Source organism: Paludisphaera rhizosphaerae (genome assembly GCF_011065895.1).
In the GTDB taxonomy this organism is placed as follows: Bacteria; Planctomycetota; Planctomycetia; order Isosphaerales; family Isosphaeraceae; genus Paludisphaera; species Paludisphaera rhizosphaerae.
Genome location: NZ_JAALCR010000059.1, coordinates 1 through 17,854 on the forward strand (window position 1 = coordinate 1; position 17,854 = coordinate 17,854).

14 protein-coding genes are annotated in these 17,854 nt (G+C 67.9%); 7 read left to right on the top strand and 7 right to left on the bottom strand.

Annotation, left to right across the window (positions count from 1 at the left end; all coding sequences use genetic code 11):
* Positions 1-228: 228 nt before the first annotated feature.
* Both G5C50_RS31345 and G5C50_RS31350 read right to left on the bottom strand, forming a co-directional pair.
* Positions 229-1,368, bottom strand: a complete 1,140-nt coding sequence (locus tag G5C50_RS31345) for a prenyltransferase/squalene oxidase repeat-containing protein (RefSeq protein WP_165075861.1) — start codon at positions 1,366-1,368, stop codon at positions 229-231.
* Between the two features lie 236 nt (positions 1,369-1,604).
* Entirely contained in the window at positions 1,605-2,378 is a 774-nt protein-coding gene (locus tag G5C50_RS31350; protein WP_165075863.1) for an SDR family oxidoreductase, read from the bottom strand.
* Between the two features lie 137 nt (positions 2,379-2,515).
* Between G5C50_RS31350 and G5C50_RS31355 the strand changes: the two genes are divergently transcribed.
* From G5C50_RS31355 to G5C50_RS31375, 5 genes are all read left to right on the top strand, one after another.
* Positions 2,516-3,367 (top strand): AraC family transcriptional regulator, encoded by an 852-nt coding sequence (locus G5C50_RS31355; RefSeq protein ID WP_165075865.1) that lies wholly within the window; start codon positions 2,516-2,518, stop codon positions 3,365-3,367.
* Positions 3,368-3,428: 61 nt separating this feature from the next.
* Complete coding sequence (locus tag G5C50_RS31360; RefSeq protein ID WP_165075867.1) at positions 3,429-4,904, top strand: MFS transporter; 1,476 nt, start codon at positions 3,429-3,431, stop codon at positions 4,902-4,904.
* 228 nt (positions 4,905-5,132) lie between these two features.
* The gene (locus tag G5C50_RS31365) at positions 5,133-7,754 is read left to right on the top strand and encodes an MGH1-like glycoside hydrolase domain-containing protein (protein ID WP_165075869.1); all 2,622 of its coding nucleotides are present in this window, start codon (positions 5,133-5,135) and stop codon (positions 7,752-7,754) included.
* Positions 7,755-7,787: 33 nt separating this feature from the next.
* Positions 7,788-8,309 carry a hypothetical protein gene (locus tag G5C50_RS31370; RefSeq protein ID WP_165075872.1) on the top strand — a complete coding sequence of 174 codons (522 nt, stop codon included), beginning with the start codon at positions 7,788-7,790 and terminating at the stop codon, positions 8,307-8,309.
* 355 nt (positions 8,310-8,664) lie between these two features.
* Positions 8,665-10,416 (top strand): DUF4091 domain-containing protein, encoded by a 1,752-nt coding sequence (locus G5C50_RS31375; protein WP_165075875.1) that lies wholly within the window; start codon positions 8,665-8,667, stop codon positions 10,414-10,416.
* Positions 10,417-10,441: 25 nt separating this feature from the next.
* Here the strand turns inward: G5C50_RS31375 and G5C50_RS31380 are convergent, their stop codons facing one another.
* From G5C50_RS31380 to G5C50_RS31400, 5 genes are all read right to left on the bottom strand, one after another.
* Complete coding sequence (locus tag G5C50_RS31380; protein ID WP_165075878.1) at positions 10,442-10,909, bottom strand: hypothetical protein; 468 nt, start codon at positions 10,907-10,909, stop codon at positions 10,442-10,444.
* Positions 10,910-11,258: 349 nt separating this feature from the next.
* The gene (locus G5C50_RS31385; protein WP_165075881.1) at positions 11,259-12,392 is read right to left on the bottom strand and encodes a DUF1559 domain-containing protein; all 1,134 of its coding nucleotides are present in this window, start codon (positions 12,390-12,392) and stop codon (positions 11,259-11,261) included.
* Positions 12,393-12,773: 381 nt separating this feature from the next.
* Positions 12,774-13,859, bottom strand: coding sequence for a hypothetical protein (locus tag G5C50_RS31390; protein ID WP_165075884.1), 1,086 nt, complete (start codon positions 13,857-13,859; stop codon positions 12,774-12,776).
* A gap of 377 nt (positions 13,860-14,236) precedes the next feature.
* Positions 14,237-14,728, bottom strand: a complete 492-nt coding sequence (locus G5C50_RS31395; RefSeq protein ID WP_206107939.1) for a hypothetical protein — start codon at positions 14,726-14,728, stop codon at positions 14,237-14,239.
* A gap of 148 nt (positions 14,729-14,876) precedes the next feature.
* Positions 14,877-15,665, bottom strand: a complete 789-nt coding sequence (locus tag G5C50_RS31400; RefSeq protein WP_165075887.1) for a hypothetical protein — start codon at positions 15,663-15,665, stop codon at positions 14,877-14,879.
* A 411-nt stretch (positions 15,666-16,076) separates the two neighbouring features.
* Between G5C50_RS31400 and G5C50_RS31405 the strand changes: the two genes are divergently transcribed.
* A complete protein-coding gene (locus G5C50_RS31405) occupies positions 16,077-16,301 on the top strand; it encodes a hypothetical protein (protein ID WP_240907432.1) in 225 nt (74 codons plus the stop codon).
* Between the two features lie 382 nt (positions 16,302-16,683).
* Positions 16,684-17,838 carry a cysteine desulfurase family protein gene (locus G5C50_RS31410; RefSeq protein ID WP_165075890.1) on the top strand — a complete coding sequence of 385 codons (1,155 nt, stop codon included), beginning with the start codon at positions 16,684-16,686 and terminating at the stop codon, positions 17,836-17,838.
* Positions 17,839-17,854 lie beyond the last annotated feature (16 nt).

A 17,854-nucleotide genomic window follows, 5' to 3' on the forward strand; every position in this document is an offset into this window, starting at 1 on the left:
CTTGAGGGGGAAGGTGCCCCGAAGGGGCGGATGAGGGGTGGAGATCCAGGAGCCCTCGAACTCGGCGCCCTCGCTTAAACCCGCCGCCGGTCGTCCCCCTCAACTGACCGCTGCGCGGTCTGTCTTCCCCCTCCAGGGGGGAAGACGTCCTCGCATCCATTGCTCGATTTGCAAGTCCGACGACCCTCTCCCGGCGGGAGAGAAGAACCGAAAAGCACCTCTCGCGGCTCACTTCCCTGCCAGGGCCAACAGCGCGTACGAGGTGACGATGGCCGGGTCGCCTTCCATGAAGCCGTCGTTGTCGTTGGCCCAGGCGCCGGAGGGCTGCTGGCGGGCGGCCAGCGCGGCGGCGAGGTCGGCCTTCCAGTTGTGGGACTTGCCCTCAGCGTCGGTGAACGTGGGGGAGCCCAGGGCGTTCAGGGCTCGGCCGAAGACCATGTAGTAGTAGTACAGCCCGCGCTGGCCCTGGCCTGGGTTCTCCTCAAGGGTGTAGTTCTTCTTGAGGTAGTCCATCGCCGCCTTGACGCGGACGTCGTCAGGCTTGAGGCCGGCGTAGATCATGCTCTTGAGGCCGGAATAGGTCATGCCGGCCGACGAGCCGAGCGGAGCGGCCGCCTTCTTCGCGGCGCCTCCTCCGCCTCCCGGTGCGCCGCGACCGCCGCCGGCCTGGGGCGCGGGGTTGTAGACGAAGCCGCCGTCGCCCCCTTCCTTGCCGGTGGTCGGCTGGTCGTTGAACTCGCTCTTGAGGTTCTGGCAGCGCGAGACGAAGATCAGCGCCTTTTGCAAGGCCGGGTCGTCGGCCGGGACGCCGCTGCCGCGAAGGGCTTCCATCATGAAGGCGGTGTTGGACATGTCGGGACGGCTGCGGCCGTCGCCGTAGCCGAGGCCGCCGTAGTACGGGTCGGTCCTGTCCTTGCCCTCGCTCTCGTCGTACTGCGAGTCCCTGAGGAACTGCTGGCTCCCCTTCACGACGTGGTCGTACTTGCCGCCGACGTTCGCCTCGTGGAAGGCCATCAGGGCGACGGACGTGGTGTAGACCGAGTGCGGGGCCTTCGACGGGCTCCCCTTCTCGTCCAGGTACTTTTCCAGAAAGCCCAGCGCCTTGACGATCGCCGGGTCTTCCGGCCCGACGAGCTTCGACCGCAGCAGGGCCGCAACCACCAGCGCCGTGATCCCCGGCTCACGTGAGCCCGACCAACTGCCGTCGGCCTCCTGGCGAGCCCGCAGGAAGGCCACCGCCTTGGCCAGGTCCGGCGTCGTCGCCTTGGGCGCCTCCTGACCGATCGCCGACCGGCCGCCGATCAGACTGAATCCAAGCACTCCCGCAGCGCCGGCCGCGGTTCCCAGGAAATCACGTCGCGTCTTCATGGCGCCTGTTCCTCGCGTCATCATCGCCGCGGGCCTTCGTGGATCGTCACTCTTGGCGCGCGGCGCGTCGTCAGGGAGTGCCAAGGCAACTCTCAGGCCGCATCCTGGTCTCGACGCAACCCGCTATCAGGATAGGCGTTTCCTGGAAGCGCTCCGTCCCGCCCTGCCCCGCGCGGCTGAGGATCGTCCGCTGCGCGGCGGAAAAACCGCCGCGCGACGTAGCGGCTCGGATTCGTTCAGCGGGATGTATAGCCGCCGTTGCAGAAGATGGTCTGGCCGGTGATCCACCAACCGTCGGCGAGCAGGAAGAGGACGATGGGGACGACGTCCTCTACGTCCGTAAGGCCGGTCTTCGTGAACTTGCTCAGCGCCGCGGCCGACTGATTGTACGCGGCCGACTCGGGCGTCTCCTGGCCGTAGAAGAACGGGGTCTCCATCGGGCCGGGGCCCAGGGCCGTCACCGAGATTCCGCGGGGGCCGAACTCCTTGGACGCGGCGCGGGTGAAATGCTCGATAGGGGACTTGGCGCCCGCGTAGATTGAATACGAGTCGGTGTAGCCGGCCAGGAGCGACGTCACGATCGTGCAGATCTTGCCGCGGTCGTTGAGCGTCCGGCCGGCCTCCTTGATGAAGAAGAAGGCCGCCTTGGAGTTCACGTTGAAGCTGCGGTCGTAGTCCTCCTCGGTCACCTCGTGGATCGGCTTCTTGATGACGACTCCCGTGGTGTTGACGGCCAGGTCGACGCCGCCGAACGCCTTGACGGCCTCGTCGAAGAGGGCGGCGACGACCCTGGGCTTGGAGAGGTCGCCCTGGAACGACTCGGCCCGGCCGCCGCCTCCTCGGATGGCGGCGACGGCCGCGTCGGCCTCGGGCCTGGCGGAGTCGCTGTGATAGTGGATCATCACCGCCGCGCCGCGGCGGGCCAACTCGACGCTCAGACGGCCGCCGAGGTTCTTGGCACCGCCGCCGACCACCGCGACCTTCCCCTTCAACTCTTGACCATCGGCCATCGCTCGGGTCTCCTGAACGAGTCTTTATGAATGGTTCCATTTCAAGGGGCGGGCGAACGCCGACGCCCTTCGGCGGGGCCAGAGTATCGGGGGGCGAGCCGGCCCCGCTTTCGAAATCTCCGGCCTCGGAGCCAGGCATGACCAGTCACCTGAGCGAGAAGCACATCCGATGGCCGGGCCTGGACCTGACGATCGCCCGCGAGGACGCGACCCGGCCGACCGAGTGGTCGATCCGCGGCCCGCGCGACTCAGTGATCGTCCACCTCGCCGGCGCGCTTCGGGAACTGGAGACCGAGGTCGACGGCGGCGGCGGCAGCGTCGGGCCCGCGCTGGCGGGCGAGGTCTGGACGATCCCGGCGGGTACCTCCTACAGGGGCTGGGCGGAGGGGGCAGAGATTTCCTACGTTGTGTTCCACCTGGACCCCGACCCCGAGCGCCCGATCTCCGGACTGGGCGGCGTGGGTGATGAGTTTCTGCACGGCGTTGCAGCGCGGCTGGCCGCGCTGGCGACCCAAAAGGACGTCTCCGCAAGAGCCGAAGGCGCACGGCTGGCGACGGCCGTCCGGCGGCACGTCGGCCGGGCCTTCGCGGCGAGCCCGGCGCGGGGGCATTCGCTCGGTTCTGAGGCGGCCCGCGCGCTGCGGTGGTACGTCCACGCGAACCTGTCGCAACGGATCGCCTTGGGGGAGCTTGCGGAGGTCGCCGGCATGAGCCCCCACCATCTGCTGACCGCGTTCCGCCGGGCCTTCGGCACGACCCCGACGCAGTACGTGATCGCCCAGCGGCTCCGCCAGGCGCGGCGGCTGCTGGCGGCCGACCCGACGCGCGACCTGACCGACGTGGCGCTGACGGTCGGCTTCTCCAGCCACAGCCACATGACGGCCGCCTTCAAGGCCCGGCTGGGCCGGCCGCCGCGGGCCTTTCGCGACCGGCCCGTCCGAGACGCAATCGACCGCTGGGGTGTGGGGCGAGGCTCCAGTTTGGTTTAGACTGGTCGAGTCGTGCCAACCGTCCCGTCGAATCGATCGTGCGAGCGAAGCGAGGGCGCCCATGCCGTCGGAATCCTCATATCAGCATGCAGACGCCCTGGATCGCGCCCGAACCAAGGCGTATCGGCGGCTCTTGCCGCTCTTGTTCATCTGCTACGTCGTCGCGTACATCGACCGGACGAACGTGGGCTTCGCGAAGCTGACGATGGAGGAGCAACTGGGGTCGCTGGGGTTTTCAGAGAAGGTCTTCGGCTTCGGGATGGGGGTCTTCTTCATCGGCTATCTGCTGCTGGAGATCCCCGGCTCGGTGCTGGTGGAGCGCTGGAGCGCCCGCAAGTGGATCTTCCGGATCATGGTCTCGTGGGGGATCGTGGCCTCGATGACGGCGTTCGTGCACAAGCGCGTGCCGGGGGTCACCAACGCCGTTGAGAGCGTCACGAAGTCGGCCGGCCGGGCGCTTGAGGCGACGATCGGCGGCGGCGCGGGCTCGTATGCGGAGGCCCTCCAGGGGCCGGGGGCGGCGTATATCGGGCAGTTCTTCTCGGTCCGGTTCCTGCTGGGGCTGGCCGAGGCCGGGTTCTTCCCGGGGGTGATCGTTTATCTCTCGCACTGGTTCCCCCGACGGGACCGCTCGCGGGCCCTGGCCTGGTTTTTGATCGCCGCGCCGCTGTCTCAGATCATTGGGCCGAAGATCTGCGACTGGATGATGAAGGCGGGCGACGGCGTCGCGGGCCTGGTCGGCTGGCAGTGGATCTTCCTGCTCTGGGGGCTCCCCGCCGTGATCCTGGGCTTCGTGGTCCTCTTCTTCCTGACCGACCGCCCCGCCCAGGCGAGTTGGTTGACGCCTGAGGAGCGCGAGGCCCTTCAGGCCGAGCTGGATGCGGAGAAGGCGGCGCATCCGTCGACGCACTTCACGATCGCCCAGGCGCTGGCGCACCCGAAGGTCTTGCTGCTGGCGCTGGCGTTCTTCCTCTGCACCTGCGGCAACTACGCGGTCGAGATGCAGATGCCGTCGATCCTCAAGGACTGGTACAAGCTCTCCACCGGGGGGATCGCCCTGTTACTGATGATCCCGCCGGTGGGGTCCTTGCTAGGTCAGCTCTTCGTCGGCTGGAACTCCGACCGGACGGCCGAGCGGCGGTGGCACGCGTCGCTGCCGATCGTGCTGGGGGCGGTCGCCATGGCCCTGATCCCGTTCTCGCACGGCAACGTGGTGCTGAGCGTGCTGGGGTTCACCGTCGCCCTGATCGGCTTCAAGGCGTACCTCCCCGCCTTCTGGACGCTCCCCGGCATGTTCCTGACCGAGTCGGCGGCGGCGGCGAGCATCGGGTTCATCAACTCGATCGCCAACCTCGGCGGCTGGGTCGGGCCGACGCTCGTGGGGGTTTTGAAGCAGAACACCAACTCGTACGATACGGCCCTGTGGATCCTCTCCGGCTTCATGATCGTCGCCGCGACGATCATCGCCAACATCGGCGTGGGACGCCGCCAGACCGCCCCCGTGGAGACCCCCGAGCCGTCGTCCGCCGTGGTATGATCGACCCCCATGCTGTAGCGAGGAGCCTCCCTTCTCCCCTGGTGGGAGAAGGTGGCCGAAGGCCGGATGAGGGGGACCACGACGTCCCCCGACGGTTGCGATCTCCCTCATCCGCCGCTGCGCGGCACCTTCTCCCACCGGGGAGAAGGGAGGACGCAGGGCCTCCGCCACCGTTCAGGCGACTCGCGCCGAACAGGACCTGGATCGACGGGAAAGGTGCGGTCGACGATGGCTGACGAACGCGGGCGGTTGGCCGAGTACGAGAGCGAGGCCGGGCCCTGGAAGCTCTGGGGGCCGTATCTTTCGGAACGCCAGTGGAGCACCGTCCGCGAGGACTACTCGGCCGACGGCAACAACTGGACGAGCTTCCCCCATGAACACGCCCGCTCCCGCGCCTATCGCTGGGGCGAGGACGGCCTGCTCGGCCTGGCCGACCGCGAGTGCCGGCTTGGTTTCGCGGTCGCCCTCTGGAACGGCCGCGACCCCATCCTCAAGGAACGCCTCTTCGGCCTGGCCAACCCCCAGGGGAACCACGGCGAGGACGTCAAGGAGCTGTACTACTTCCTCGACGCCCTCCCCACCGCGGCGTACCTCAAGGCCCTGTACAAGTACCCCCAGTCGGCCTTCCCCTACGACGATCTCGTCGCCGAGAACGGCCGGCGGGGCTTCCACGAACCCGAGTACGAGATCCTCGATACGGGCGTCTTCGACGAGGACCGCTACTTCGACGTTCTGATCGAGTACGCCAAGGCCGCGCCCGACGACGTCTTGATCCGCGTCACGGCCTCCAACCGAGGCTCCGACCCGGCCCCGCTGGTCCTGCTGCCGACGCTCTGGTTCCGCAACACCTGGTCGTGGGGCGGCGGCTACGAGCACGAGTGGGGCGAACCCAAGATCCGACGCGACGGCGCGGGAGTCCTCGCCGAACACGCCACGCTGGGCCCCTATCGGCTCGACGCCCTCGACGCGGGCGAGTGGGTCTTCACGAACAATGAGACCAACTTCGACCGCCTCTTCGGCGGCGAGAACGCTCGATCTCACGTCAAGGACGGCTTTCACGATTATGTGATCGACGGTGAATCCGAGGCCGTCGGCCGCGAGTCGGGGACCAAGGCCGGCGCGGTCTACCGGATGGAGCTTGCGCCCGGGGAGAGCCGCTCGATCCTGCTGCGGCTGAGGTCGGTCGAGTCGCTTGAGGGGGAGCCGTTCGGGAAGGACTTCGACGAGATCTTCAGCACGCGTCTGGTGGAGGCCGACGCCTTCCATGGGAGCCTCGCGCCGGGGCTCTCGCCTGAGCGCGCGGCGGTGATGCGCCAGGCGAACGCGGGGCTGATCTGGAATCAACAGTTCTTTTATTATCACGTCCCCGAATGGGTGGCCGGCGACCCCGCGCAGCCGGCGCCCCCCGCGCACCGGACGCATCCCAACCATGACTGGCGGCATCTGCACGCCCGCGACATCCTGTCGATGCCCGACGTCTGGGAGTTCCCCTGGTTCGCCGTCTGGGACACGGCCTTCCACATGATCCCGCACGGCGACATGGACCCCGCCTTCGCCAAGGACCAGATGCTCCGGTTCCTCCGCGAATGGTACATGCACCCCAACGGCCAGTTGCCGGCGTATGAATTCAACTTCGCCGATGTGAATCCGCCCGTCCACGCCTGGGCCTGCCGGCGGATCTACGAACGCTCGGGCAAGACGGATAAGCGGTTCCTGGCGCGGGTCTTCCAGAAGCTGGCGCTGAACTTCACCTGGTGGGTCAACCGCAAGGACTTCACCGGCCGGCACCTCTTCTCGGGAGGCTTCCTGGGGCTGGACAACATCGGCGTCTTCGACCGCTCCAGCCCGCTCCCCACCGGCGGCCACCTGGAGCAGGCCGACGGCACCGCCTGGATGGCGTTCTTCTGTGTGGAGATGCTGGAGATCGCCCTGGAGCTGGCCGCCGACGATCCAGCGTATGAAGATATGGCCAGTAAGTTCTTCGAACACTATTTGGCGATCACCTCGGCCATCAACACCATCGACGGCACCGGCCTGTGGGACGAGGCCGACGGCTTCTACTACGATCACCTTCACCTTGACGGCAAGATGAAGCCGCTGCACGTCCGGTCGATGGTGGGCCTGATCCCGCTCTTCGCGGTCGGCCTGCTGTCGCAGGAGCGGCTTGACGCCCTGCCCAACTTCCGCCGCCGGGTCGAGTGGGTGGCCCGCCACATGCCCAGAGCCTCGGCGCACCTGGAGCTTCCCGGCGCTCGCCCGGACGCCGGCGACGACTTCTACCTGCTGTCGATCCCCTCTCAGGACCGGCTGAAGCGGCTGATGACGTACGTGCTGGACGAGGCTGAGTTCCTCTCGCCGTACGGCGTGCGGTCGCTCTCGCGGGTCCACGCCGAGAAGCCGTTCGTCATCCACGCCGGCGGCGGCGAGCACCGCGTCGAGTACGTCCCGGCCGAGGCCGACGGCGGCCTCTTCGGCGGCAACTCCAACTGGCGCGGTCCCGTCTGGTTCCCGCTGAACTTCCTGCTGGTCGAGTCCCTCGAACGCTACGGCGCCTTCTACGGCGACGCCTGCAAGGTCGAGTGCCCGACCGGCTCCGGGAACTTCGTCACCCTCACCGAGGCCGCCGACGAGATCGCCCGCCGCCTGACGCGGATCTTCCTCCCCGACGCCCAGGGGAATCGCCCCTGCCACGGCGGCGACCCTCGATACGCCGACGACCCGCACTGGAAGGACCTCGTTCTCTTCTACGAATTCTTCCACGGCGACACCGGCCGAGGCTGCGGCGCCAACCACCAGACCGGCTGGACCGCCCTGGCCGCGACCCTCCTGCGCGATCGGCACGGGGCCTGATCCTGAACTGAGCGGATGCAAAAGGAGACGGCCGTGGACGTGGCTGGCGCGAGGGAATTCTATCGCAACATCCGAGGGAGCCTCGGCGCCGCGGCCGCCATCTTGGTCATCGACGTGGTGTTCCTCGGATCGATCCTCTGGTCACTGATCCTCTGTCCGATTTGGGTTTTCGTCAGCCTCGTGAAGAGCGCGAACCGCCACCGTCCCGGTTATGGTCTCGTCGTGACCAGAATGTTGATTCCAGTGGCGACGTTTCTACTTGTCAGGGCCAACGACTCGTTTCAACGCGGGATGGCCGAGGCGAACGCCCAGCGAATCATCGCGGCTTGCGAGGCCTATCAGGCCGACAACGGCAGCCTGCCTGGCGGCCTTAAAGATCTCGTGCCGAAATACCTGAGTTCGGTTCCGGTCGCGAAGTATTGTCTGGGGCCGTGGAGCCGCTTCACTTATTTCAATTCCAAAGGTGGAACGGCCATGCTCGTATGGCATGTTGTTCCGCCGTACTACCGGAAAATTTACAGCTTCGAGGATCGGCGCTGGAGCTACCTCGATTAGATGGCTCGCGTGGCCACGGAGTCCAGCATCGCTCGATCCGACGCCATGACGGCCTTCCCCCCTCGCGGGGGAAGGTGGCCCGATGGGCCGGATGAGGGGGGATCGGCGTGGCATCGAAAGCCAACTGGTGGGGTGCCATGGCCACGCTTGCGTGGCCATGCGATCGGCGACGGTCGCGCTGTCATCCCACGCCGGTTCATGGCCACGCAAGCGTGGCCATGGCACCCGAAATTGAGAGCCTACCGCTGAACGTGGATCCGTCGCCGGTCGCCCCCTCATCTGACCGCTTCGCGGTCTGTCTTCCCCCTCAAGGGGGATAGACGTCAACACAAGTTCATTCCGGGAGTCCTCCACCATGAACCGTCGCGACGCAATCCGCGGGCTCGCCCTGGCCGGGACCCTGGCCACGACCGAGGGAGCGGCGAAGGCCGCTGCGCCGGCGGCGGCCGTCGAGCGCGACGGCCTGCGGTTCTGGCTGGAGTCCTCGCTGCGGCGGGTCTACCCCACGTCGCCGGCGGGAGAGGCGGCCTCGATGGACATGCTGGCCGCGAAGGGCGAACGGCTCTCGCTCCAGGCGTGCTTCCGCAACCTCGATCCCAGCAACTCGGCGATCGTGGCCTGCGAGGTCGTCGCCCCGGAGGGCTGGACGGCCCGCGTGCGGCGGGTCGGGTTCGTGCCGATGCAACATCTCGACACGGCCACGCCGCGCGACGAACTGGAGGGGGTCGGGTTCATCCCCGGCCTCTGCCCCGACCCGCTCTACAACGACGCCAAGGTCCACGTCGGGCCGGAGTCGAACGGGGTCTTCTGGATCTCGCTGAACGTCCCCGAGGGGGCCGAGGCGCGCGTCCACGAACTTCGCGTGAGGCTGACGCTCGAGAACCGATTCGGCTACGTCGATTTCACCCGCCCGCAGCCGTTCTCGGTCGAACTGCCCGCCCGGGTCGACGTGCGGCCGCTGACGCTCAGGCCGCGCCGGGACTTTCCCGTCACGAACTGGATCTCGGCCGACTCGATCTGGGAGTGGCATCGGATCAAGCCCTGCGGCGAGGAGTTCTGGAAGCTGGCCGGGGCGTACATCCGCAACCTGGTCTCGCACGGCGTCGACGTCGTCTACACGCCCCTGTTCAACATCCGCCACGAGATCCTGGAGCGCCCCGCCCAACTGCTGAAGGTCCGGAAGGTCGGCCCCGACCGGTACGACTTCGACTTCAGCGACGTTCGCCGATGGGTCCGGATCGCCCGCGAGGCCGGCGCGAACCAAGTCGAATGGCCCCACCTCTTCACGCCGGCCCCCACCAGCGCCAAACATCCTCAGCGAGTCTTCGAACGCGACGACGAGAAGATCGGCCCGATGCTCTGGGCCCCGGAGATCGCCGCGACGTCTCCGAGCTACCGCGCGTTCCTGGAGCAGTTCCTCCCCCAGTTCAAGGCGTTCCTGGAGGAGGAGCAGGTTCTTGATCGCTCGCTGTTCCACTGCGCGGACGAGCCCGACGGCGACGTGCAAATGGCCGACTACCGCAAGGCCCGCGCCCTGCTGAACGAGCTGGCCCCGTGGATGAAGGTGATGGACGCCATGAGCGACCCTCGGTTCGCCACCGAGCGCCTGTCCGACATGCCGGTTCCCAGCATCGCCACCGCGCCGGCGTTCACAGCGGCGGGGTGTCCCTCGTGGGCTTACTTCTGCTGCGGCCCGCGCGGGCCGTACCTCCAGCGCCTGCTGGACACGCCGCTGGCCAAGATCCGGATGGCCGGCTGGCTCTTCTACAAGCTGGGGGCGAAGGGCTTCCTGCACTGGGGCTACAACTACTGGTTCGTCTTCTGCACCAGCCGTATCGGCGACCCCTTCGCCGACGCCTCCGTCGGGGCGTGGCCGGGCATGCCCTACGGCGACGCCTTCGTCGTCTACCCCGGCCCCGAAGGCCCGATCGACTCCCTCCGCTGGGAGGTCTTCGCCGAGAGCCTTCAGGATTACGCCCTGCTCCAGTCCGCCGGAATCCGCCCCGACGATCCGCTGCTGGCCCCCATCAAGGACTACGCCGACTTCCCCAAGTCGGCCGAGTGGATCTCCGAGGCTCGCCGCGCGGTGCTCGCCCGGATCGGCTAGGCGGCCGATCGGGCGCGCTCCTTCGTCAGCCGGCCTTGGCCATCTGGTTGAGCCTCTCGACGAGGGTGTCGCGGTCCTTGGCGTCGAGGGTCGTGTCCTTGGAAACCGCGTCGGCGATCTTCTTGAAGACCTCGGGGGCGGGGATCTTGGTGATGGCGCGGGCCTTGCGTTCGATGTCGTCCAGGACGGAGTCCAGGTCCTCGGTCTGGGCCTGCTTCGTCTGGGCCTTGGATTCGCCCTTGGTTTCGGGCTCGGGGACGTAGCCGGGGGCGGCCTTCGTCTTCGCCGGCGTGGCGCGGCTCTTCACGGCCTTGCGCGCCTCGGGGGAGAGCGCTCGGGTCTGGAAAACCAGCTCCTGGGCGAGCGCCTCAGGCGTGTACTGGGTCGACTTGTCGAACGTCGGCTCGGATCCGCAACCAGGGACGAGCCAGCCGGCGGTCACGACCAGGAAGGCGGCGGCGAGGCTTGCGAGCATTCGATGAGAACGAGGCACGGGGGGCTCCGGGATAGGTTCGGATCGATGATGTGGACGGAGTGAATTCTGGTTCCCTCTCCCCCCGGGAGAGGGTCGTAAATCGCCGGGTGCCATGGCCACACTTGTGTGGCCATGCGATCGGCGACGGTCGCGCTGTCATCCCACGCCGGTTCATGGCCACGCGAGCGTGGCCATGGCACCCCAGCGGCTGGTTCTTGATTGCCACGCCGATCCCCCCTCATCCGGCCCTTCGGGCCACCTTCCCCCGCGAGGGGGGAAGGCCGTTAGGGTCGCCTCTCCTGAGAGTGTGTCGGGTCGTCAGGAAAGGCCCGGAGACGGGCGGGATCGACCGGCTGGCCGGTCAGCCTCAATACGCGTCGGCGGAGATGATTTCGCCGCCGTTGCGGGTGCCCAGGGCCCACCAGGCGTTGAGGCCGATCGAGTCCTTGATGAACCGGACCGAGCCGTCGCAGAAGGCCGTGTTGACGCCGCCGGGGTGGTTGCTGGAGGGATTCATGGCGCTGTCGCCTTCCTGGCAGCGGAAGGTGTTGCTGGCGTAGGTGTTGACGTTGGGCATGTTGGGGGGCAGGACGTGGGCGTAGACGTGCCGCTCCCAGGCGTCGGAGTAGGCCCAGGTCAGGCCCTTGTAGTAGCTCCAATCCTTCCAGTTGATGACGCCGGCGCGGGCGTCCTGAACGACCGAGAGGGCCGGGACGTCGGTCTTCTCAACCATCGCCGAGTTGGTGTAGTTCAGGTTGCGGCGGGGGTCGCGGTGGTTCCCCGTGCCGTCGTTGAGCAGCGACTCGCTGACGCTCGCGGTGTTCGAGGTCCCGTCGGTGATGCTCGCCAGCGACACCGTGATGGCGGCGGTCGCGCCGTAGGCGGCCGACTTGCAAGAGCCCTGGCCCGAGTACATCCGGGTCATGCTGATGATCCCCGTGAGCGGCGGGACGTTGCCGCCGTTGGGGGAGTCGCCGGGCATCAGGATGTTGCGCGGGTGGCCCGAGTTGGCGACGTAATTGAAGTTTCCCGGCTGGTAGGCGATGTTCCCGGCCCCCGACCCCGTGTTGACCACGCCGTCGGACGGGCAGAGGAACGTCGAGACCGACGCGCGGATGACCGTGTTCTCGGTCGGGTTCGGCCCCATCAGCGGACCGGAATAGACCCACTGGTCGGTGTAGACCATGTTCAGATTGTTGTACATGGCCGTCTGCTCCACGAACGGCAGCAGAGCGCAATACCAGGCGTGGTCGCCGGTGTAGCCCGCGCCCCCTTCGGCGGCGTGGCGGTACTGGTGCATCGGCGTGACGTTGTTCACGTCCATGTAGTTCGCAATGCCCAGGCCCAGTTGCTTCAGGTTGTTGGTGCACTGCATCCGACGCGCGGCCTCGCGCGCCGCCTGCACGGCGGGGAGCAAAAGCGCGATCAGAACGGCGATGATCGCGATGACGACGAGCAACTCAATCAGGGTGAAACCGCGGCGGGCGCTTCTCAGACTCATGGTGGGAGCAACTCCGTCAATCCACTAGCCGGAGACGACTTGGTGGACAATCAATAATCAATAAGGATGGCGGGGCGAAGGCGATCGGCTGGGCTCAACTCGAATCGGGAGGCGGGATCCTCGCGAGGCGCAAGCTCGATCGGAGGGTGGATAGGCGGGCTTCGTCGCCCCAGTCGAGCCGGTGATCCCCCGGAATCGACGGACCCCAGATTATCATCCCAAAGCGACGACGGCGCAACATCTCGATGAAGATCAGCGGAAGAGGCGCCGCCGCTTGGGCATTTTGGTCAGAAGATGATAAGCGAAACGTGGACGGATTTCAATCCGCACCGAATTCGCGCATCAATCATATCCTCAGACGATGGCGCAACGCCGATCGCCTCAGGGCCCCTGGGCGAGGGCGTCGGGGTCGAGCGGCTCCAGCGAGACGTCGTCGATCCACATCTCGCCGAGGTTGGCGTCGGACGAGATGCGGAAGTCGAGGGCGGCGGTGGTGGCCTCGGATTCGATGCGCACCAGCCTCTCGACCTTGGTCCAGCGGCCGACCGCCTTCAACTCCTCGTCGAAGCCGCCGCCGGGGAGGACGCGGCAGGACGTGGGGGTGTCCTTGTACTGGGCCAGCCGGACCCGGCACTCGCCGGAGGTGCCGTGGGCGGTCAGGTACCAGAACGTCAGCTTCATCCGCGAACCGTAGCGCACGGGGCGGTCCGGGTATCGGTAGTACTGCCGGCCCGGGACGTGGGCCTCCAGGTGCAGGCTGTCGGGAGCGGAGACGAACCGCTCGGGATCGCGACGCTCCTCGGGAGGCTCGGGCCAGCTCGCCTTCGGGTGCGCGACGCGCTGCTCGCGGTCGAGCGGGACCTCGTCGTGGAACGTCTCCTGGCCGATCCGGACGGCCACCGTCCGCACGCCCAAAAGCGGGTCGTAGTCCCCCTGCACGACATGCTGATGCGCGAACCGGAGCCGGACCAATCCCCGGCCGCCGGGAGGCAGGCTGACCGGAGCGAGCGTCTCCGCCGGCTTGGCCGAGGCGTCCGGCGCCTGGTCGTCGCTCCAGACGGCTAGGGAAACGCGCTCGCGGCAGCGGGCGGGGTCGTCGGCGGCCGGGATCACGTCGCCGTCGCTGACGGCCTTCTCGGCCGGCCGGAGCGCCACGGAGACCTTCCGCGGCGAGGAGTGCCCGGCCACCCGCGAGTTCGACACCCAGCCCTCGGTCTTCACCTCGATCTCGCCGGGGGTCAGCACCAACCCGGCGTTGGTCTCATTGCGGATCTGGTAATCGACGACCCAGGCGCCCTGGTCCTGCCGGGTCCCTCGGCGTTCCAGCGTCACCCGGTTGGGATTGCCGACCGACGCGCCGTCATCGGCGATCGTCGTCCCCACCCCCGCCAGGATCAGGCTTACGCAAACTCCCGGAACGCTCCGCATCCGAACCCCCCGGCTGCGCGACCGCGCGAAGATCCGCATGATCCACCGTCCCTTCCGTGGGCCTGGTCAATCCGTCCGTCCGCCTTCCCTGGCGCGCGTGGATGAGGCGATTCACGCATGCTCTACGCGCCGAGCCTGGTCGCCGTGACGACCTGGTGTTTCCTGAGAGCCGTCTTACCTGTTCATCACCGTTGGTTGGGGATGTGGACACATCCCATGCGACGGTCGTTCAGTCCAGTCGGTGAAGACTGGCAAGACGCCTCTATCCTTCAACTAGACCTTGGTCCCTGATCCGTAAATCAGGCGAAGCTCCGAATCCAAGGCGATCGATTCGCGCCGAAGACGAACGTCCGTGGGGAGAAGGGGCGCGCCGGCGGGAGAGGGCGCAAGGCGGCTGGCTCGGGGCGTTCCGATGTTCAGTCGTCTTCGGGTCCGGAGTCCCCCTCGTCATCGAGGTCGAGGGCGGCCGGAGGGATGGTTGCACAGCGTTCCAGGAACCGTGGGAGGAACCGGTCCAGGAATACGGAAACGGCGATCTGAGTGGTGGCGTTGTTCATGCCCCAGATGCTGGCCTTGGCTTCGGCCGGCTCGGGGTCGAGCTGGATGAAGTAGCGCTCGTTCACCGCCAGGGCGACGGGGACTTCCTCAAGCCAGCGATGGGCCAGTTCGTTGACTCCCGGACCCCCCAGCGAGATCGTCGCCATATTTTGCAACGATTCGTCGTGGAGCCAGCGGAAGTCGGCGACGACGTGGACCTCGTAATCAGCCAGGTCGCGGTCGGTCGAGGCCTCCAGGGCTTCTTCGATCCGGCGCTTCAGGTAGTACGCCAGCGGCCGATCCATGGATTCGGCCCGCAGGGTGCTGCCCGTCACGATCAGGAGGAACCGGAGCGAGGCACCTTCGGCCATGAGACGGCCCGAGCCTTTCTTTCTTTACAATCGGACGTCGACGGCCCTCGACGGTCGTCGAATTTGAGGTGATTTCACGATCCGATTATACCGCCGCCGTCCATCGCGACGGCTAGATCCTCCTTCCGGCCCTCTGGGCCGGGCTCGATTACTGCGAACCGGGCGCCACGGGCTGCGAAGCCCGCCAGAGGTTGATTCTTTTCAACACCGACTGGGCGGCCTGCACCTCGTCGTCCCCCTCGGCCTCGAACCGCTGGGAGACCGCCTGCTTGCCGGCCAGGGGGATCAGGCACGAGAAGACGACCCGGCCGGAGGGGTCTCCCTCGACCTGGTATTTCGAGACCCCGGCGGCCGCGAGCTTGCGGCGGATCTCGGCCCAGTCGCCCCCGGTTGCGGCGGTCGAGGACTCGGCGGCCGGCAGGGACGACGGGGCGACCCCCAGGTCGAGCGGCGGCGGGGAGTCGGTCTTGGGCTTGGGTTGTTCGGCCGGGGCTGGGGCCGGCGTCAGGATCGACGAGAGGGCGCCCAGCAAAGCGGGCCCGCCGCCTCCTCCTCCCTTGGCCGGTTCAGCGGCCGGGGCGGGAGTCGGGGTTGGAGTCGCCGGTGAGCCGGCGAGGGCCGCTTGCGTTTCCTTAAACGGCTCAGTGACCTTGGGTTCCGGCAGGACGGGGAGGTCGGCCGTCGCGGCGGGGGCTGGAGCCGGCGCGGGTTTGGGCTCGGGCGCCCGGGGGGGCTCGCTCGAGGCCATGAGGGTGTTGGGTTTGGCCTGGGCACCGGGGGGCGGGGTCAACTCCAGCGAGTCGATCTCGCCGCCGTCCTTCAGGCCCATGTAGTCCAGCAGGTGTTCCTGCGCCCAGCGGAAGCCGGGGCCGCTCACCAGCGCCCCGCCGCCGAAGGCCGCTGCCACCAGCACGATCACGAGCAGGAATTGACGCACAACCCGGCCTCCATGCCCTTCGCTCCACCCCGTCGAGCCGACGTCCCGTCGGCTCTCACGCCTTTCGCAGACCGCCTTGCCGGGGCCCGCCGTTCCGCCAATAATCCAATAATCGTAAGGGGGATGCGAACAGACTCCCCCGAGCGATGAATTTCCTCGGCCCTGGGCGACGATACCAGACGAGGCGACGGCGAATCAACCGTCCTACCCGCCCCCTCGTGCAAGCATGAATCGACGCTCGGAACCGGGGCCAGACCGCCCGGAAAACGGGCAGTATTTAACCGAGCCTCCCCCATGAAGCAAGCCCAGTCCTATCACTCGCGCCCGACCCTTTGGGCGTCCCGACCAGTCCCCGCGGCTGGAAGGTGGATGGATGGCTCGCGCAGGGAGCCCCGATCCTCGGGGAATCTCGTGTTCGGGACGATCGGCTTCCTGTTCACGGCGGTTTGGTGGGTGGTTACGCTCCCTTTTCGCCTGGTCTTCGGCGCGCTGTCGCTGATGGGCCGGATGGTGGGCGTGGCCGTCGGCTTCTCGCTGATGGTGGTGGGCGTGGCGCTGGGGGCGGGGCCGTTCTTCCTGATCGGCATCCCGATGTTCCTCGTCGGCCTGCTGCTGACGCTCCGTTGCCTGGGGTAAGATTGGGATCGAAACGACCTCAAGGACGGTCTTCCCCACTCGCGGGGGAAGACAGATCGCGCAGCGATCAGATGAGGGGGACGACCGGCTTCGGATGCACGTCCGGCGGCTGGTTCTCGTTGAGGCGACTCCGGGTTCATGGCCACGCAAGCGTGGCCATGAACCAGTGTGGGAAGCCAGCGCGACCGTCGCCGATCGCATGGCCACGCAAGCGTGGCCATGGCACCCCGGCGGCTGGCTCTCGATGCGACGCCGATCCCCCCTCATCCGGCCCTTCGGGCCACCTTCCCCCGCGAGGGGGGGAAGGCTGTTTCGACTTCGGACTCGCATCCCACGGCCCACGCCGCTCCTGATCCGACCCGTTCCGCCTCTCTCGCTCGCCATGAACGCCACGACGATCTATCTGGACAACAACGCGACCTCGGCGCTCGATCCTCGGGTGCTGGAGGCGATGCGTCCCCATTTCCTGAACCCCGGCAATGCGGAGAGCCGGCATTCGGCCGGCCGCCAGGCGCGTCGGGCGTTCGACGAGGCTCGGGAGACCGTGGCCGAGATCCTCAACGCCCGGCCCGACGAGGTGGTCTTCACCTCGGGCGGGACGGAGTCGAACAACCTCGCCGTCTTCGGGCTCGTCGTCGACGACCAGGGGCGGCCGGGTCGGATCGTGACCACGGCCATCGAGCATCCGGCGGTCAACGAGATGATCGCCCATCTGGAGGCCCGCGGCTTCGTCGCCGACGTCGCGCCGGTGGAGTTCGACGGGATCGTCGACGTCGACCGCATGGCCGACCTCTTCTACGACCGGACCCGGCTGGCGACCTTGATGCTGGCCAATAACGAGACCGGCGCGATCCAGTCGGTCGCCCGGCTGGCGGACCTCGCCGCGGCGCGGGGGATCCCGGTGCATACGGACGCCGTGCAGGCGGTGGGGCGGATCCCCGTGGACTTCGCCGCGCTGGGGGTGGCGACGCTCTCCGCCAGCGGCCACAAGTTCCACGGCCCGGCGGGCTCGGGCGTGCTTTTGGTGCGCCGGGGCGTCCGGCTCTCGCCGAGGCTCTACGGCGGCGGCCAGCAGCAGGGGCGGCGACCCGGGACGATCCCCGTCCCGCTGGCCGTCGGCTTCGCGACCGCCCTGGACCTCTGGCGTCGCGAGTCCGAGGCCCGCGCCGCCAACTGGCGGAGGCTCTCCCTGCGCCTGGTCGACGGCCTCCGCAACGCGATCGGCCCCGACCGGATCGTCCCCAACGGCCCGGCCGACCCCGCGAAACGCCTCCCCCAGACGATCAACCTGGGCTTCCTGCGCCTGAACGGCGACGCCCTGTTGATGCAGCTCGACCTGGCCGGCGTGGCCGTCTCACTGGGCTCGGCCTGTGCCAGCGGCTCGACCCAGCCCTCGCCGACCCTGCTGGCGATGGGCGTCCCCGACGACTGCCTGCGCTCCTCCGTCCGCTTCAGCCTCGGCGCCTTCACCACCGAAGCCGAGGTCGACCAGGCCGTCACCCACGTCGCCGCCGCCGTAACGTGGTTGTCGCGGTAACTCAATCCGAGACCAC

Excerpts from the sequence above, each read along its gene's own strand:
- G5C50_RS31345 (WP_165075861.1), bottom strand. The coding sequence starts at position 1,368 with ATGAAGACGCGACGTGATTTCCTGGGAACCGCGGCCGGCGCTGCGGGA.
- G5C50_RS31350 (WP_165075863.1), bottom strand. The coding sequence starts at position 2,378 with ATGGCCGATGGTCAAGAGTTGAAGGGGAAGGTCGCGGTGGTCGGCGGC.
- G5C50_RS31355 (WP_165075865.1), top strand. The coding sequence starts at position 2,516 with ATGACCAGTCACCTGAGCGAGAAGCACATCCGATGGCCGGGCCTGGAC.
- G5C50_RS31360 (WP_165075867.1), top strand. The coding sequence starts at position 3,429 with ATGCCGTCGGAATCCTCATATCAGCATGCAGACGCCCTGGATCGCGCC.
- G5C50_RS31365 (WP_165075869.1), top strand. The coding sequence starts at position 5,133 with ATGGCTGACGAACGCGGGCGGTTGGCCGAGTACGAGAGCGAGGCCGGG.
- G5C50_RS31375 (WP_165075875.1), top strand. The coding sequence starts at position 8,665 with ATGAACCGTCGCGACGCAATCCGCGGGCTCGCCCTGGCCGGGACCCTG.
- G5C50_RS31385 (WP_165075881.1), bottom strand. The coding sequence starts at position 12,392 with ATGAGTCTGAGAAGCGCCCGCCGCGGTTTCACCCTGATTGAGTTGCTC.
- G5C50_RS31390 (WP_165075884.1), bottom strand. The coding sequence starts at position 13,859 with ATGCGGATCTTCGCGCGGTCGCGCAGCCGGGGGGTTCGGATGCGGAGC.
- G5C50_RS31395 (WP_206107939.1), bottom strand. The coding sequence starts at position 14,728 with ATGGCCGAAGGTGCCTCGCTCCGGTTCCTCCTGATCGTGACGGGCAGC.
- G5C50_RS31410 (WP_165075890.1), top strand. The coding sequence starts at position 16,684 with ATGAACGCCACGACGATCTATCTGGACAACAACGCGACCTCGGCGCTC.